Origin of the sequence: Paraburkholderia madseniana (assembly GCF_009690905.1) — a bacterium.
In the GTDB taxonomy this organism is placed as follows: Bacteria; Pseudomonadota; Gammaproteobacteria; order Burkholderiales; family Burkholderiaceae; genus Paraburkholderia; species Paraburkholderia madseniana.
The window spans coordinates 1-16,633 of the sequence record NZ_VOSW01000155.1; the positions used below are offsets into that span (position 1 = coordinate 1).

The window sequence follows — 16,633 nt, forward strand, 5'->3', positions numbered from 1 at the left end:
CCCCAACGCACGCACGTTCGGTAAGATGGGCGCGGTCAGCCACACGCTGCGCCGTCAGGCAGCAGCGGCGGCGCCTTGCCAACCCTTCGCCCGCCTATGGAATTCGACCTGCTTCACGTCGGCCCGCTGGTCGCCCTCGCCCATGTTCTCGGCGTGATTGCTGCCTGCCACGCGATTCTGAACACCCGCACATCGCAAGGCGCGATCGCATGGGCCGTGTCGCTGGTCGCCATGCCGTATCTGACGGTGGTGCCGTACCTGTTCCTCGGCCGCAGCAAATTCCAGGGTTACGCGGATGCTCGCCGCATCGAAAACGAATTGCTGCGCACGCGCGCGCATCCTCAGATATGGGATACGCAAGCCTCTTCCGCAGGGCTGCCTACCAAGGAACTTGGCACGAGACTCGTGCATTCGCTTACGCGCCTGGGTGGCATGCCGTTCCTGCCGGGCAATTCCGTGCGCACGCTGGTAAACGGTGCGGCCACTTTCGAGGCGATCTTCGAAGCGATCGAAGGCGCGCGCAATTACGTGATCGTGCAGTTCTTCATCGTACGTGACGACGCGCTCGGCGAGCTGCTTAAAGACGCATTGATCGCGAAAGCGCAGCAAGGCGTGCGCGTCTATTTCCTGTACGACAGCATCGGCAGTTTCGATCTGCCCCACCGCTACGTGGCGGCGCTGCGCGCGGCCGGCGTGGAGACGCACCCGTTCGCCACCAATCGCCGCTTCGTGAACCGCTTGCAGTTGAACTTCCGCAATCACCGCAAGATCGTCTCGGTAGACGGTGAGCGCGCGTTTGTCGGCGGACACAACGTCGGTGTCGAATATCTCGGCAGCAAGCCGCCGTTGTCGCCGTGGCGCGATACGCATATCGAAGTGCGCGGCCCGGCTGTCGCCAGCATCCAGTTCGTGTTCACCGAGGACTGGCACTGGGCGACCCAGCAGTTGCCCGAGTTCGCCATGCCGGCCTTCCAGCCAGCCGACGAGGGTATGCACTGCCTCGTCGTACCGAGCGGTCCCGCCGACAAACAGGAGACCTGCTCGCTCTTCTTCGTCGAGGCAATCAATGCGGCACGCGAGCGGATCTGGATCACCACGCCTTATCTCATCCCCGACGAAGCCGTATTCGCCGCGTTGCGACTGGCCGTGCTACGCGGCGTGGATGTGCGCATTCTGATTCCGTGCCGGCGCGATCACCGCGTGGTGTTCGCCGCCTCGAAACTGTATGCGTACGACTCGCTGCGCGCGGGCATCCGCATCTTCCGCTACCAGCCGGGCTTCCTGCATCAGAAGGTCGTGCTGATCGACAGCGCGGCGGCGGCCATCGGCAGCGCCAATCTCGACAACCGCTCGTTCCGGTTGAACTTCGAGATCATGGTGCTGACCGTGGACCGCGGCTTCGCGAGAGATGTCGAAGCAATGCTGCTCAAAGACTTCGCGGAATCGCTCGAAATCGACCGCACCGAGTACCGCAACGCGAGCGCGCTGCGGCGCGTGTTGATGCACGTGGCGCGGTTGTTCTCGCCGATCCTGTAGAGCCCCTGCTGCTGCGTCACTGAGACTGGCACCGGCATCGACATCAGCTCGGGTTCGAGCGCCGGCTCGTGCCCAATTCGAACTCTCGGCGCGTGCCGAACCTCCGGCTGCGCCGCGCGCTACAACTGCTTTTCGATATCCTCGACAATCGCCTCGGGCTTGGTCAGCGGCGCATAGCGCTTCACCACGTTGCCGTCGCGGCCGATCAGGAACTTGGTGAAGTTCCATTTGATCGCTTCGAGCCCCAGCAAGCCCGGCGCCTCGCCCGTCAGATAGCGGAACAGCGGATGCGCATTGGCGCCGTTCACATCGATCTTGTTGAACATCGGAAAGGTCACGCCGTAATTCTTTTCGCAGAAACTGCCGATCTGCGTGGCGTCACCCGGTTCCTGCTTGCCGAACTGGTTGCACGGAAAACCGAGCACCGCGAGGCCGCGCGCCGCGTAAGTGTCATAAACCTTCTGCAGACCTGCGTACTGCGGCGTGAAGCCGCATTCGCTCGCCGTATTGACAATCAGCAGGACCTTGCCCTGATAGCGCTCGAGGCTCACTTCCTCGCCGCCAAGCGTACGTGCGGAAAACGAATAAATCGATGTCATGTGCTCTCCCCGTAAAAACCGTCAGTCTATGCCAAAAGCCGCGCCGGTACAGTCGGCCGAATGGCCGATCCTGGCTCTCCGCCCGGTGACAGCCCAGGCAGTCTAAAATAGCGTTTTTCTTCAGTCGGCCTCTTCGTGATCCGCTTTAACCAGTTCAGCCTCGCGCGCGGCACCAAGCCGCTCTTCGAAAACACCACGTTCACCCTCAATCCCGGCGAGAAAGCCGGCCTGGTGGGGGCGAACGGCGCGGGCAAGTCGACGCTGTTTGCCGTTCTGCTCGGCGAACTGCACGCCGACGGCGGCGATTTCTCGATCCCGCCGAACTGGCAGATCGCCCACGTGGCGCAGGAAACACCCGCCGCGGACAAGACCGCCCTCGCCTACACGCTCGACGGCGACGCTGCCCTGCGTGCGATTGAAGCGTGCATCGCCGAAGCCTCGGCCGCGCATGACGGCGCAGCGGAAGGCGAAGCGCACGCCGCGTTCGCCGACGCCGACGGCTACACCGCGCCCGCCCGCGCCGAGGCATTGCTGCTCGGCCTCGGCTTCACGCTCGAACAAACGCGCGAACCGGTCAGCAGCTTTTCCGGCGGCTGGCGCATGCGGCTGAATCTGGCGCAGGCGCTGATGTGCCGCTCCGACCTGCTGCTGCTCGACGAACCGACCAATCACCTGGATCTCGACGCGATCGTCTGGCTCGAAGACTGGCTGCACCGTTATCCGGGCACGCTGATCGTGATCTCGCACGACCGCGAATTTCTCGATTCAGTCTGCAACGTCACGCTGCATCTGGAGCATCAGCAGATCAAGCGTTACGGCGGCAACTACTCGCAGTTCGAAATCCTGCGCGCGCAACAGATCGCCTTGCAGCAAAGCGCGTATGAGAAGCAGCAGCGCACGGTCGAACATCTGCAGAGCTACATCAACCGTTTCAAGGCCCAGGCCACCAAGGCACGGCAGGCGCAAAGCCGCGTGAAGGCGCTCGAAAAGATGGAGATGATCGCGCCGGCGCATGCGTCCTCGCCATTCACGTTCGAATTCCGCACGCCGGATTCCGCACCGAATCCGATGATGGTGATGGAAGACGTGCGCTGCGGCTATCGCGGTGAAGATGGCGAAATTCCCATCGTCGACCATGTGATGCTGTCGATCCAGAACGGTCAGCGCATCGGCCTGCTCGGCGCGAACGGTCAGGGCAAATCGACGCTGATCAAGACGCTAGCCGGCACGCTCGAAGCGCTCGGCGGCCATGTGCGCGAAGGCAAAGGCCTGCGCATCGGCTACTTCGCGCAGCATCAGCTCGAAACGCTGCGTCCGGACGACACGCCGCTACAGCATCTGGCGCGTCTCGCACCGGATACGCGCGAACAGGAATTGCGCGACTTCCTCGGCAGTTTCAACTTTTCCGGCGAGATGGCGACCGCGAAAATCGCGCCCTTCTCGGGCGGCGAAAAAGCCCGTTTGGCGCTCGCGCTGATCATCTGGCAAAAGCCGAATCTGTTGTTGCTCGACGAGCCGACCAACCACCTGGATCTCGAAACGCGTCACGCGCTGACCATGGCGCTCGCGCAATTCGAGGGCACGCTGATTCTGGTGTCGCACGACCGGCATCTGCTGCGCGCCACCACCGACGTGTTCATGCTGGTCGCCAAGCATCGTCTGCAGGAGTTCGACGGCGATCTCGACGACTACCGCGACTGGCTGCTGCAACATGCCGCCGACCAGCGCGCGGCGCTCAAGGCGGGCACGGCATCGAACGGTGCGGATGGCGCAGACGGCGGCGTCAATCGCAAGGAGCAACGCCGTCTCGAAGCGGAAACGCGTCAGAAGCTCGCGCACCTGAAAAAACCGCTGCAAAGCCGCATCACGAAGATCGAAAAGGAAATGGACGCGCTCAACGCGGAAAAGGCGAAGCTAGACGCGTTCGTCGTCGATCCGGCCAGTTACGAGCCCGAGCAGAAGAGCAAACTGACGGAGGCGATCCGCCGTCAGGCAGATGTGAACGCGCGCCTCGAAACGCTCGAAGCCGAATGGCTCGAGACTCATGAGGAACTCGAACAAATCGGCTAGCGGCAGGCTGTTCGCGGTCCGCGCCGGCATCGATCGGAGGTAGCCCTTGTCACCCGTGAGCTCGTCTGCGTCCTCATCTGCGTCCTCATCTGCGTCGTCATCTGCTGCTTCAGCCGCGCCATCGGTTGCGCCGTCATCCGCGGCAGCACCTGCTCCGCTGCAAGGGCTGCGCGTGCTGGACCTGACGCGCCTGCTGCCGGGTCCGGTCGCCGCCTTGCGGCTAGCGGAACTCGGCGCCGACGTGCTGAAGATCGAAGCGCCCGGCGCAGGCGACCCCACCCGCACGATGATGCAGTCGTCCGGCGACCGCGTGGCAGGCCGCCCCGGCGCGTTTTACCGGCTGGTGAATCGCGGCAAGCGCGAGACGCGCCTCGACCTCAAATCGGATGCTGGACGCAATGTCTTGCGCGCGCTGGCGGCCGAAGCGGATGTCCTGATCGAAAGTTTCCGGCCCGGCGTGATGGAGCGCCTCGGCGTCGGCTACGAAACCCTGCACGCGCTCAATCCGAGGCTGGTGTACTGCGCGATCAGCGGTTATGGCGCCAGCGGTCCGTTTGTCGATCATGCCGGTCACGATCTGAACTACATCGGCTACGCGGGCGTGCTCGATCAGCTGGCGAGCCGCGACGGCACGCCGATTCTGCCGAATTTCCAGATTGCCGACCTGCTTGGCGGCGCGTTGAGCGCGGTGACGCAGATTCTCGCCGCGCTCTGGCATGTGTCGCGTGGCGGCGAAGGCCGCTTCGTCGACGTATCGATGACGCACGCCACCTATGCGCACAACGTCGTCGCGCAAGTGGCGCTCGCCAATGAGGGCACCGCGCCGGTCGCCAGCGGCGGTCTGCTGAACGGCGGCGTACCCTGCTACAACCTGTATCGGACGCTCGACAATCGCTGGCTCGCGGTCGGCGCGCTTGAACTGAAGTTCTGGGAAACGCTGTGCATGGCGCTGGACCGGCCTGAATGGGCCACGCGGCACTGGAGCCTCGGCCAGGCGATCGGTGGCCCGGACGCCGCTGCGCTCACGCAGGAGCTGGCCGACCTGATCGTCAAGCGGCCGCTGGAGGAATGGGTATTGCTGCTGGAATCGCTGGACTGCTGCGTCTCGCCGGTGCTGACGCCGGCGGAAGCCGCGCAGCACCCGCTGTTCAACCGCGAGGCGTACGCGGCGATGAACGAAGGCCAGACCGGAAACGATGCTGGCGACGATGATCGCCAGAGCGGTTAAGCGCTACCAAGGCTAAACGACGACCAGGCTAAGACTTGCCCAGACAGTCTGGGTGCGGAATCTGCGGCCCGCACTGATTAACTCTCCATCCAGGCAACCGGGCCACACTCCCGCCGTGCAAAACCTCAGCGCCGCACCGCCGTTTGACGCGGCAAAACCTGGCGCGGCGTTTTTTCGTCGTCGTACAGGACATGCTTGCGGCCTTCCACGTGACGGTTGATCGTTGCGCGCACTTCGGCGGCGGTAACATCTTCGGCCACCACCCGGCGCGAAATCTGCCCGGTCGTGTCGATCCACTCGACAATCCGGCAGGCACCACCCCAAGGCTGGCGAATCGGCTCGGAGACGCGGCAGCCGCGCACCTGCATGGGCCGCTCGGCCGCGGTTTCGTATGACTGTTTCAAGGCGCGATCCTTTTTCGGGCATCAGAAGGGATGCAATACCCCGCCAGCTTAGGAAAAAGGAATGTCGGGTAGGTTACAGCCAATATGGAGATATTTACTGGCCATTACGAACGGACAGGCGCCCGCAGGCGCCGGAACCCCGTCTAGTCAAGCGTGCGGACCCGATCGATGGCCTGTTCGATCCGTTCCACCGCAACAACTTGTAAGCCTTCAATCGGCTGTTTCGGTGCATTGGCCTTCGGAATGACCGCGACCGAAAAGCCCAGTTTGGCCGCTTCCTTAAGACGATCCTGACCGCGCGGCGACGGCCGGATTTCGCCGGCGAGGCCCACTTCGCCGAATACGACCAACCCCTTGGGCAGCGGCTTGTTGCGCATCGAAGAATGAATCGCGAGCAACACGGCGAGGTCGGCCGCGGGCTCGGTGATCTTCACGCCGCCCACCGCGTTCAGGAACACGTCCTGGTCGAAACAGGCGATGCCGGCGTGCCGGTGCAGCACCGCCAGCAGCATCGCGAGGCGATTCTGTTCCAGCCCCACGGCAAGGCGCCGCGGATTCGGCGCGTTGGCCGCATCCACCAGCGCCTGCACTTCGACCAGCAGCGGCCGCGTGCCTTCCTGCGTCACCAGCACGCACGACCCCGGCACGGATTGCTCGTGCTGCGACAAAAACAATGCCGACGGATTGGCGACGCCGCGCAAACCGCGCTCGGTCATCGCGAACACGCCGAGCTCGTTGACCGCGCCGAAGCGGTTCTTGATCGCCCGCACCAACCGGAACGACGAATGCGTGTCGCCCTCGAAGTACAGCACCGTATCGACGATGTGCTCGAGCACGCGCGGCCCGGCGAGCGCACCTTCCTTGGTCACGTGGCCGACCATGATGATCGTGGTGCCCGACTGTTTGGCGATGCGCGTCAATTGCGCCGCGCACTCGCGCACCTGCGCGACCGAACCCGGCGCTGAGGTCAGCGCGTCGGAATAAACGGTTTGAATCGAGTCGATCACCGCGACGTCCGGCCGCTGCTCGGCGATGGTTGCCTGAATTTTCTCGAGCTGGATTTCCGCCAGCAGTTGCAGCTCGCTCGCCTTCGAGCCGGGCTCCAGCAACGAAAGTCGTTGCGCACGCAACGCAATCTGCGCGGCCGATTCTTCGCCGCTGATATAAAGCGCGCGTTTGTCCGCGGCAATTTCCGCGAGCGACTGCAGCAGCAGCGTCGATTTGCCGATACCCGGATCGCCGCCGATCAGCACCACGCCGCCCGGCACGAGACCGCCGCCCAGCACACGGTCGAACTCGCTGACGCCGGTCGAAAAGCGCGGCACGTCGGACGCGTCGATATCGGCGAGACGCCGCACCGGCGCGCTCTTCGCGAGCGACTGGAAGCGATGCGTGGACGGCGCCTCCGCGACCGATTCCACCAGCGTGTTCCACGCATTGCATGACGGGCACTGCCCGGCCCACTTCGGCGACTGGCCGCCACATTCACTGCAGATGTACAACGTCTTCTGTTTAGCCACGCGCCCTTGCCTGTGTTGCTGTTCTTTGGATTGATGCGCTCGCTGGGGTCCTCGTTGAGCAGTTCCAGCTCACCGGGGACCTCACTGCGACCGTCTTTGGGATTGTCTTTGCACCGTCATTGAGACCGCCAGCACGGCGACCAGCATGCCAGCACGGCGCCCCGCACGTCAGTGCCGCGCCTTACTCCGCGCGCACCGGCACGCGCGGCGCAACCGCGCACATCAGCTCGTAGCCGATCGTGCCGCACGCCTGCGCGACGTCGTCGATCGGCAGGGACGTGCCCCACAGCTCGACGCGCGAGCCGACGTTGGCGGTCGGAATCGGCGTCAGGTCGACGGTCAGCATGTCCATCGACACCCGTCCGACGATCCGCGTACGCACGCCGTCGACGATCACCGGCGTGCCTTCCGGCGCGACCCGCGGATAACCGTCCGCGTAACCGCAGGCCACCACACCGATGCGCATCGCGCCGCGCGCCTTGAACGCCGAACCATAACCGACCGTATGACCTTCGGCGAGCGTCTGCACGGCGATCAGTTCGGAGGCGAGCGTCATGGCCGGTTGCAGGCCAGTGCCGGCGATCGCGGCCGTCACGCCCGAGGGCGACGCGCCGTACATGATGATGCCCGGGCGGACCCAGTCGAAGTGGGCCTCGGGATGCCACAACGTGGCCGCCGAATTCGACAGGCTGCGCGCGCCGGCTATGCCTTGCGCGCCGCGCTCGAACGCTTCGAGCTGATGGGCGACGCCGCGTTCGCCGTCCGCGTCCGAGAAATGGGTCATCAACGTGATCTGGCCGACGCCCTGGCAGGCCCGCGCGCGCTCCCACGCGGAGCGGAATTTTTCCACCGTGTAACCGAGGCGGTTCATGCCGGTGTTCATCTTCAGCTGGATATTGACGGGCTTGGACAGCCGCGCCATTTCGAGCATGCGTAGCTGTTCGTCCGAGTGCAGCGCCGTGGTCAGGCTGTAGCGGTCGATCACGTCGATATCGGTCGGACGAAAAAAGCCTTCGAGCAGCAGAATCGGGCCGGCCCAGCCCAATTCACGCAACTTCACCGCTTCTTCGAGGTCGAGAAGACCAAAGCCGTCGGTTGCGCGCAAGCCGGGAAAAGCACGCGCGAGGCCGTGCCCATAGGCGTTTGCCTTAACCACGGCCCAGATCTTGGATTTTGGTGCGTAGCGCCGGGCGACGGCGAGGTTATTGGCGAGTGCGGCAGTGTGAATCGTGGCTGAGAGGGGGCGCGGCATGGGTAATTTTCGTAAAGACGCTTGCGAATCAGGAGCTTACAGGGCGTTTTCAGTGCTCGGCAGCCCGCTGGGCGGTGCGATCAAGGATTCTGCTAGTCCGAATCCAGCTATTTTCATGATATAAAGCCGTGCGCACAACCCATTTCGAACGGTATAAGCCCGGACGCTTTGCACACGGCCGGGGCGGACAGACCGCAGCGAGGACAGCATCGCATCAGATGAAAAAAGGTTTTTACACCATCATGGCCGCGCAGTTTTTTTCGTCGCTGGCCGACAATGCGCTTCTGATCGCTGCTATCGCACTGCTGAAAGATCTTCACGCCCCGAACTGGATGACGCCGCTGCTCAAGTTGTTCTTTGTGCTGTCGTACGTCGTTCTGGCCGCCTTCGTGGGTGCCTTCGCCGACTCCCGTCCAAAGGGACAGGTGATGTTCGTCACCAATACCATCAAAGTAGTCGGTTGCATCACGATGCTGGTGGGCGCGCATCCGTTGCTCGCCTATGGCATCGTCGGCTTTGGTGCGGCGGCCTACTCGCCGGCCAAGTACGGCATTCTCACCGAGCTGCTGCCGCCTGAGCGGCTGGTCGCCGCGAACGGCTGGATCGAAGGCACCACGGTCGGTTCGATCATTCTCGGCACCGTGCTTGGCGGCGCGCTCATCAGCCCGCACATTGCCGCACCGATCCTCAGGCACCACATCCCCACGGTCAACACGCCCGCTGAAGCGGCGATGCTGGTGATCATGGCCATCTACGTGATCGCGGCGCTCTTCAATCTGCGCATTCCCGACACCGGCGCGCGCTATCCGAAACAGGAACGCGGGCCGATCAAGCTGGTCACCGATTTCGCCGACTGCTTTCTCGTGCTGTGGCGCGACAAGCTCGGCCAGATCTCGCTCGCCGTCACCACGCTTTTTTGGGGCGCCGGCGCGACGCTGCAATTCATCGTGCTGAAGTGGGCCGAGGTGTCGCTGAACATGTCGCTTTCGGAAGCCGCGATTCTACAGGCGGTGGTTGCAGTGGGTGTGGCGGTCGGTGCGATTTACGCAGCCTCGCGCGTGCCGTTGAGGAAGTCGCTGTCGGTACTTCCGGTCGGCATCATGATGGGCATCGCTGTCATGCTGATGGCCTTCTATACACGCGATCTCTTCCCCACGCATTGGGGCCTGTATTTCGGCCGCGTGCATGTGCCGGGCTATCTGATAGTCGCGTATATCTTCCTGATGGTCGTCGGCGGCCTGTCGGGCTTTTTCGTCGTACCGATGAATGCGTTGCTCCAGCATCGTGGCCACGTGCTGCTGTCGGCGGGGCACTCGATCGCCGTGCAGAACTTCAACGAAAATCTCTCAGTGCTCGTGATGCTGTGCCTGTACGCCGTGCTGGTGTGGCTCGACGTGCCGGTCACGGCGGTGATCGTGCTATTCGGCACCTTCGTCTGCGTGATGATGTGGTTCGTGATGCGCCGCCACCAGGCGAATCAGCGCGCGTTCGACTCGGTTGCGCTGATCGGCGAAGTCAAGCACTGACCCGCGGCGGGCACTGTTCTTAGTAGTGCCCGCGCCTTCCCCCTTTCCTCGCTTTGCCATGACTCAACTGATTCCCAATGTGCTGACGATCGCCGGTTCCGATTCCGGCGGCGGCGCCGGCATTCAAGCCGATCTGAAGGCTTTCTCGGCGCTCGGCGCTTACGGCGCAAGCGTGATCACCGCGCTCACCGCGCAGAACACGCGTGGCGTCACGGCGATTCATGCGCCGGAGCCCGCCTTCATTACCGCGCAACTCGATGCGGTGTTCGACGACATCCGTATCGATGCCGTGAAGATCGGCATGCTGGCGAATGCGGGAATCGCGCGTGCGGTCGCCGACGCGCTGCGGCGGCACAAGCCGAAGCACGTCGTGCTCGACACGGTGATGATCTCGAAGAGCAATCACGCGCTGCTGCTGCCGGATGCGGTCGCTGCCGTGCGTGACGAGTTGCTGCCGCTCGCCGATCTGCTGACGCCCAATCTGCCGGAAGCCGCGGCCCTGCTAGGCGTGCAAGCTGCCACCGACGAAGCCGGCATGGTCGAACAAGGCGAAGCATTGCGTGCGCTTGGCGCGCGGGCGGTGCTGATGAAGGGTGGCCATTTGAGCGCGGCGGACAGTCCGGACTGGCTCGTAGAGGACAGCGGCACGCTGCGCCTGGGCGGCCCGCGCGTGCCGGTGAAGAATACGCATGGGACGGGCTGCACGTTGTCGTCGGCGATTGCGGCACTGATTCCGCAGCGCGCCGATCTGGCGAGCGCGGTCGCCGACGCCAAGCTCTATCTGACCGGCGCGTTGCAGGCGAGCGACCGGCTGGACGTCGGTAGCGGCGTCGGGCCGGTTCATCATTTTTATCGGTGGTGGTGAGGGGTTGAGACAGGGGCGCGCATGGCTATGCTACTTCCGCGCGTAGATCTGCGCCTGTTCTGGCCAATCGTCCGGCACGATGAAGCCGCGCGAAAGTTCTGCAACCGTGCCCACGCCGTCGCTGGCGAACGCCGCGACCATCGTTGGTCCATGCTGATGTGATGTCTGTTCAGCAAGCATCTGTTGAGCGACGAAAGCAAACCCTGCGGCCTGGGCTTCACTCTCTTTATGCCGCCGCGGCGCGAGCCATTCCAACCGTGGCAGCACGCGCCACATTTGCGCATGCGCCGCGGCAAAGTCTGTCCATTCGCTGCGGGTCACCCACCAGCCACGTCCATGCGATGGATCGAGCTCGGCTGGATCGACCGGCGTCTCGCCAGCACGATAGAACAGCCAGCCTTTGATGAACATCTGCGGCGTCCATGGCCCTGCATGACCGACCGATGCGAACTCTTCCCGTGCGCTCAACGGCAGTTGATGATTCAGCACATGCGCGAGCTTCAGATCGAAGCGGTCTTTGAGATTCGGGCCGACGTAGTCGGCCAGGCGCGCCACCGACTGCGTGGTCAACTGCGCACGGCTTTCGCCCGCATGCAGATAGCACTTCACCGCCAGCTCCCAATGCAGACGCGTGCCCTGCTGCGTCTGCACGAGAAAATCGCATTCACCGAGCGTGACGCCCGAGCGTCGCAACGGCACGCCGGCCGCGACCAGCCGCGCCGCTGGTCCATGTTGCAGGAACCATCCGAGCAGCCGTTCGGCGTAGCGGCCAAGACGCGTGATACGCGTCGCGGCGAGATCGCGGTGCAGGTCGGCCGGATCGGCGTCCAGCGCGCGTAACCAGTCGACGGTTGCGTCAGCTTCCTGTTGCGTGTCGAAAGGACTGGCAAGCGCACCTACCGGTGGTTGCGCGCGCAACAAATCGGCGCTCAGCAGCAGCCACGCGAGATCGCGCACGGCCGGTTCGCGCAATGTATCGAGCAGGTTCCCGAGGACCGCCGCGGATGTGCCGGGCACGACGGCGAAGCGCGCCGCCGGTCCGTTCGCGTCCGTCACTTTGCCGCGTTGGACGGCACGCCGCCCGCCGCGAGCCACGTGTCGCGCGCGAGGCACAGGTCCGCCCAGGCCTTCGCCTTGTCGGGCAGGCTGCGCAGCAGGTACGCAGGGTGATAGGTGACGATGACCGGCACGCCTTCGTATTCGTGCACGCGGCCGCGCAGCGACGAAATGCTCGCTTCGGTCCTGAGCAGACTTTGGGCGGCGAAGCGGCCGAGCGCGACGATCACTTTCGGCTTGACCAGCGCGACCTGGCGTTGCAGATAAGGCTCGCAACGCGCGACTTCATCCGGCTCCGGATTGCGGTTGCCCGGCGGGCGGCACTTGATCACGTTGGCGATATAGACGTTGCTGTCGCGCGCGAGCGTCAGCGCACGCAGCATATTGTCGAGCAGCTTGCCGGCCTGGCCGACGAACGGTTCGCCCAGGCGATCCTCGTTCTCACCCGGCGCTTCGCCGATCAGCATCCAGTCGGCGTTGCGATCGCCGACGCCGAATACCGTGTTCGTGCGTTTCTCGCACAGACGGCAGCGTTCACACGCGGCGACCTGCTCGCTCAACGCGTCCCAGTCGAGCGTCTGGATCGATGGGGGCTCGGGCGCCTCGCGGCGCGCTTCAACGGGAGCGTGGGCCGGCTGATCGTCGAACCATGCGAAATCGTCGTCGGGTGGAGCGTCGAACGCCGGCGGCTCGGGTGTACGAGCCTGCTGCAATGGCTGCCGCGCTACGGCCGGCGCCTGCATGCGTCGCTGCGGCTCCTCCGCCGGGGGAGCAAGGCGCTCGCCTTGTCGAGCTTCGCCGGTTCGCATCGCGGGCTGCGCAGCGTCCCAGCCATCCTGAGCGAGCGTGGACGACGATGGTTCACCCCCCGCCATCCGCGAATCGTCGCGACGCGCTATCTGATCCGCCGACCCAGCACCGCCCTGCTCGGCACCGGCTTCGACTGCGGGTTCCTGCGCCGCCGACATCCCGCGACGCACCCACAGCGGCGCGAGCCCGAACTCTTCCAGTACCGATTCATGCAGCGCCATCTGCGCCCTCCGTGGCAAACGAGAAACGCATCACGATGGCGTCCTCCCGGCTGCGATGCCGCGCCGGATAATAGTTTTTGCGCCGGCCGATCGACGCAAAGCCGAAGCGCTCGTAAAGCCGGATAGCCCGGTGATTCGAGGGCCGCACTTCGAGCAACAGCCCGTCGAGTTTTTCGGCGCGCGTAACGCGCACCGCCTCACGCAGCAGCGCGAGCCCGGCGCCGGCGCCTTGCGCGGCGGGCGTCACGCACAAATTGAGCAGATGCATTTCATCGACCACCGGCATCAGCACGCAATAACCGATCAGCGAGCCGGTTACGTGACGCATGCAGATGCCGAAATAGCCGTTGCGCAGCGAGTCGCCGAAATTGCCGCGACTCCAGGGGAATTCGTAGGCAATCTTTTCGATGGCCGCGACCTCGTCCAGATCGGCTTCGGTCATCGGCGACATATAACGGTCCGCCAGCAACACCCCGCTCATTGCCGGCCCTCACCTTGATCCGCTTCATGCGCCACCCTCGCAGCTTGCTCGGCCTTGGCGGCTTTTTCAGCGACGCGTTCCGCCGTAGTCTGGGCAACCTTGTCGCGAATGTATTCCGGCGCGGCCTGATCCGCGGGCACGGTGCGGCCGGCGCGAAACGCGCGCAACGCCGCGTGCGCGAGCGGCACAGCATGCGGCAGTGCTTCGCCGTCGACGGTTCGCGCAGCCGCGACAGCGGGCAGCCGCGCGCCGAAGGCCGCAGCAGCATTGCCCGCCAGGGTGAAGGGGACGTCGGGCAACACGAGCCGCTCCGGCGCGTCGAGCGAAGCCGCCTGTAGCGTGCGCCATTCGCCAAGGGCGGCGTCCCAGGCGTAGTCGGCCCAATAGATTTCGTCCATCCGGGCGTCGAGCGCGGCGAGCACGCGGGTCGCCGACGGATCGCGCAGCCGTGCGCTTTCCGCGCAGGCCAGCAGCGTGCTGACCGGCACGACCGGCAGGTTCAGGCCGAATGCGAGGCCCTGAGCAACGCCGGTCGAGGTGCGAAGACCTGTGAATGAGCCGGGGCCGGAGCCGAAGGCAATGGCGTGGCAGTCCGCCAGTTTCAGGCCGGCTTCGTCGAAAAGTTCGCGAATGGCGGGCAAGAGGCGCGTGCTGGAGACTGCGCCGGTTTGCTCGTGGCGCATCCAGATCCGGGGTTCGGCTTTGCCTTGGTCCGCTGTCTGGCTCGCCGCGCCGCCGACGGCGGACAGGAGCGCTACCGAGCAGAATTCGGTCGAGGTATCGAGAGCAAGAAGCACAGTTTGAGTCATGGACCGTATTGTAATCGGCACGGCGCGTGCAGATGCGGTTTTGGGTGTGCCTGCCGGGCGGGCAAGAATGTTTGGAATAAGCCCTCGGCCCCGCCGCCGCATGCAGTTGCTATGATCATCGGCCCAGCCAGAACCAACCCCGCCAGCCGGGCAAAAAACCACCATGACAGACATCAACGCGCAATTCGTGCAGGCCCAGGAAGATGCCAAGCAACTGCCCGAGCGTCCGGGCAACCTTACCCTTCTGCGCCTTTATGCCCTCTACAAACAGGCCATCGACGGCGACGTCCACGGCGACAAACCCGGTTTCACCGATATCGTCGGCAAATACAAGTACGATGCGTGGGCCGCGCTCAAAGGCACCGCGCCGGACGCCGCAAAGCAGCAATACGTCGAACTGATCGAAGCCCTCAAGAGCGGCACCGCCGCCTGAATCTGACCCTGCGGCTAAATCCGTCGCCGGAACGGCAGGCCGCGGCAGCCCCGCGGCCAAGTCCTTAGGTGTAGGCCCAGCGGGCCGACTCCTTAAGCCTATTCGGGCAGCCAAACGAAAGTTTTCCGCCAGGAAACTTCCTAACAGTGGCGCAGTGCAACAAAACCCTATACAATGCTGCCTGCGCTTCACTGCTTTGCCCGGCTTTCCTCTAGCGGCCTTTGCGGCGCAGCGCCTCGTAGCGTTTAGCTCCAATCCAGTTTAGAACCTGTCCCCTCCTGCCTAGCCCCCTACGGGCGATCATGTCCCAGGCTGGCGGCACGCCGTGTTGGCATGTCGCATCCGATACAGCTTCTAACGAAAAGCTCGCCTTCATTGTCGCGAGCTGCCCCCGTTTTTCGATTTGCTCGCTGCTTCTTTGCTCGCTGAATCCGACGACTTGGGTATGCCGATTGGCGCCGACGTTTTAATTCCCTGTGTACCAAGGATTCTCATGACTTCGAGCAATACCCCCAGCAGCCCGTTGAACGCCATCGCCGATCAAGCTCTCGGTTTCGCCGACGCTCCCGCACAAGCCGCAGTTGTTGCCGCTCCGGAAGCGGTCGCCGCAGAAGCCGCAGCGCCGACCGGCCCGTCGTTCGCGTCGCTCGGTCTCTCCGCGGATGTCGTCTCCGCCCTGACCGCCGCTGGTTATCAAAACCCGACTCCGGTTCAGCAACGCGCGATCCCCGCTGGCATCGCCGGCCGCGATCTGATGGTCTCGAGCCCGACCGGTTCGGGCAAGACCGCCGCGTTCATGCTGCCCGCCATCGAACGTTTTTCGCAACTGCAAAAAGCACAAGCCAGCCAGCCGCGTGAACCGCGTCCGGCTGACGGTGCCCGCACGCGCCGTCCGCAACCGGTTGCCCGTCCGACCATGCTGGTTCTGACGCCGACCCGCGAACTCGCGATGCAGGTCACCACCGCCGCTGCCACGTACGGCAAGCACCTCAAGCGTCTGCGCACCGTCAGCATTCTGGGCGGCGTCGCTTACGGTCAACAATTGATGCTGCTGGCAAAGAACCCGGAAATCCTGGTTGCTACGCCGGGCCGTTTGATCGACCACCTGGAACGCGGCCGTATCGATCTGTCGCAACTGCAGATCCTCGTCCTCGACGAAGCCGACCGCATGCTGGACATGGGCTTCATCGAAGACATCGAAACGATCGTCGCCGCTACGCCGGCTTCGCGTCAAACCATGCTGTTCTCGGCTACGCTCGACGGCAAGATCAGCTCGCTGACCGGCCGCCTGCTGAAGGATCCGGAGCGGATCGAGATCGTTCAACGCCTCGAACAACGCACCAACATCGCGCAAACCGTCCACTATGTTGACGACCGCGATCACAAGGATCGTCTGCTCGACCATCTGCTGCGCGACGAGGGCCTCGACCAGGCTATCGTCTTCACGGCAACCAAGATGGACGCTGACCAACTGGCTGGCCGTCTGGCAGACGCCGGTTTCGAATCGGCTGCCCTGCACGGCGATCTGCCGCAAGGCGCACGTAACCGCACGATCAAGGCTCTGCGCGAGCGCCGTGTGCGCGTGCTGGTGGCAACGGACGTCGCCGCTCGCGGTATCGACATCCCGGGCATCACGCACGTGTTTAACTACGACCTGCCGAAGTTCGCTGAAGACTACGTGCACCGTATCGGCCGTACCGGCCGTGCTGGCCGCTCGGGTATCGCAGCTGTCTCTTATACACATCTAAAAAAAAGAAGGCACAATGGCGTAAAAAAGGGAATAAGAGCGCGATGGAAAGGATGAATACCTGATGATTAACAAC

Annotated in this window: 14 protein-coding genes and 1 pseudogene; 7 read left to right on the top strand and 8 right to left on the bottom strand. The window is 64.0% G+C overall.

All coding sequences use genetic code 11. The features are described from left to right. Positions 1-96 precede the first annotated feature (96 nt). Positions 97-1,536: a cardiolipin synthase gene (gene cls, locus FSO04_RS42190; protein WP_154567291.1), complete on the top strand. Its 1,440-nt coding sequence runs from the start codon at positions 97-99 to the stop codon at positions 1,534-1,536. A gap of 119 nt (positions 1,537-1,655) precedes the next feature. Here the strand turns inward: cls and FSO04_RS42195 are convergent, their stop codons facing one another. Then, on the bottom strand, positions 1,656-2,135 hold the full coding sequence (locus FSO04_RS42195) for a glutathione peroxidase (protein WP_154567292.1): 480 nt from the start codon (positions 2,133-2,135) through the stop codon (positions 1,656-1,658). A 135-nt stretch (positions 2,136-2,270) separates the two neighbouring features. On the opposite strand from FSO04_RS42195, the gene FSO04_RS42200 reads away from it, so the two are divergent. Further along, positions 2,271-4,205 carry an ATP-binding cassette domain-containing protein gene (locus tag FSO04_RS42200; RefSeq protein ID WP_168436012.1) on the top strand — a complete coding sequence of 645 codons (1,935 nt, stop codon included), beginning with the start codon at positions 2,271-2,273 and terminating at the stop codon, positions 4,203-4,205. A gap of 157 nt (positions 4,206-4,362) precedes the next feature. After that, on the top strand, positions 4,363-5,433 hold the full coding sequence (locus tag FSO04_RS42205) for a CaiB/BaiF CoA transferase family protein (protein ID WP_154567300.1): 1,071 nt from the start codon (positions 4,363-4,365) through the stop codon (positions 5,431-5,433). Between the two features lie 125 nt (positions 5,434-5,558). Here the strand turns inward: FSO04_RS42205 and FSO04_RS42210 are convergent, their stop codons facing one another. The 3 genes from FSO04_RS42210 to alr all read right to left on the bottom strand — a co-directional run bounded on the left by FSO04_RS42210 (position 5,559) and on the right by alr (position 8,609). Further along, a complete protein-coding gene (locus FSO04_RS42210) occupies positions 5,559-5,837 on the bottom strand; it encodes a DUF2866 domain-containing protein (RefSeq protein WP_154567293.1) in 279 nt (92 codons plus the stop codon). Positions 5,838-5,980: 143 nt separating this feature from the next. Further along, complete coding sequence (gene radA / locus FSO04_RS42215) at positions 5,981-7,357, bottom strand: DNA repair protein RadA (RefSeq protein ID WP_168436013.1); 1,377 nt, start codon at positions 7,355-7,357, stop codon at positions 5,981-5,983. 181 nt (positions 7,358-7,538) lie between these two features. Then, entirely contained in the window at positions 7,539-8,609 is a 1,071-nt protein-coding gene (gene alr / locus FSO04_RS42220; RefSeq protein ID WP_154567294.1) for an alanine racemase, read from the bottom strand. Positions 8,610-8,827: 218 nt separating this feature from the next. Here alr and lplT point away from each other — a divergent pair, with 218 nt between their 5' ends. Both lplT and thiD read left to right on the top strand, forming a co-directional pair. Beyond that, positions 8,828-10,135 (top strand): lysophospholipid transporter LplT, encoded by a 1,308-nt coding sequence (gene lplT, locus FSO04_RS42225; RefSeq protein ID WP_154567295.1) that lies wholly within the window; start codon positions 8,828-8,830, stop codon positions 10,133-10,135. A gap of 58 nt (positions 10,136-10,193) precedes the next feature. After that, positions 10,194-11,000, top strand: coding sequence for a bifunctional hydroxymethylpyrimidine kinase/phosphomethylpyrimidine kinase (gene thiD / locus FSO04_RS42230; protein WP_154567296.1), 807 nt, complete (start codon positions 10,194-10,196; stop codon positions 10,998-11,000). A 30-nt stretch (positions 11,001-11,030) separates the two neighbouring features. Here the strand turns inward: thiD and FSO04_RS42235 are convergent, their stop codons facing one another. Genes FSO04_RS42235 through tsaB form a run of 4 tightly spaced genes read right to left on the bottom strand, consistent with a single transcriptional unit; the run spans position 11,031 to position 14,377 of the window. Continuing rightward, positions 11,031-12,056: a DUF1853 family protein gene (locus tag FSO04_RS42235; RefSeq protein WP_414693524.1), complete on the bottom strand. Its 1,026-nt coding sequence runs from the start codon at positions 12,054-12,056 to the stop codon at positions 11,031-11,033. Continuing rightward, positions 12,053-13,087 carry a uracil-DNA glycosylase gene (locus tag FSO04_RS42240; RefSeq protein WP_154567297.1) on the bottom strand — a complete coding sequence of 345 codons (1,035 nt, stop codon included), beginning with the start codon at positions 13,085-13,087 and terminating at the stop codon, positions 12,053-12,055. The genes FSO04_RS42235 and FSO04_RS42240 overlap by 4 nt, the downstream gene beginning before the upstream one ends. After that, on the bottom strand, positions 13,074-13,568 hold the full coding sequence (gene rimI / locus FSO04_RS42245; RefSeq protein WP_154567298.1) for a ribosomal protein S18-alanine N-acetyltransferase: 495 nt from the start codon (positions 13,566-13,568) through the stop codon (positions 13,074-13,076). The genes FSO04_RS42240 and rimI overlap by 14 nt, the downstream gene beginning before the upstream one ends. After that, complete coding sequence (gene tsaB, locus FSO04_RS42250) at positions 13,565-14,377, bottom strand: tRNA (adenosine(37)-N6)-threonylcarbamoyltransferase complex dimerization subunit type 1 TsaB (RefSeq protein ID WP_154567299.1); 813 nt, start codon at positions 14,375-14,377, stop codon at positions 13,565-13,567. Before tsaB ends, rimI begins: the two co-directional genes overlap by 4 nt. A gap of 163 nt (positions 14,378-14,540) precedes the next feature. Between tsaB and FSO04_RS42255 the strand changes: the two genes are divergently transcribed. Next, on the top strand, positions 14,541-14,810 hold the full coding sequence (locus FSO04_RS42255; protein ID WP_054041059.1) for an acyl-CoA-binding protein: 270 nt from the start codon (positions 14,541-14,543) through the stop codon (positions 14,808-14,810). Positions 14,811-15,303: 493 nt separating this feature from the next. Then, positions 15,304-16,596, top strand: a pseudogene (locus FSO04_RS42260) (DEAD/DEAH box helicase); the annotation flags it as partial. Between the last annotated feature and the right edge of the window lie 37 nt (positions 16,597-16,633).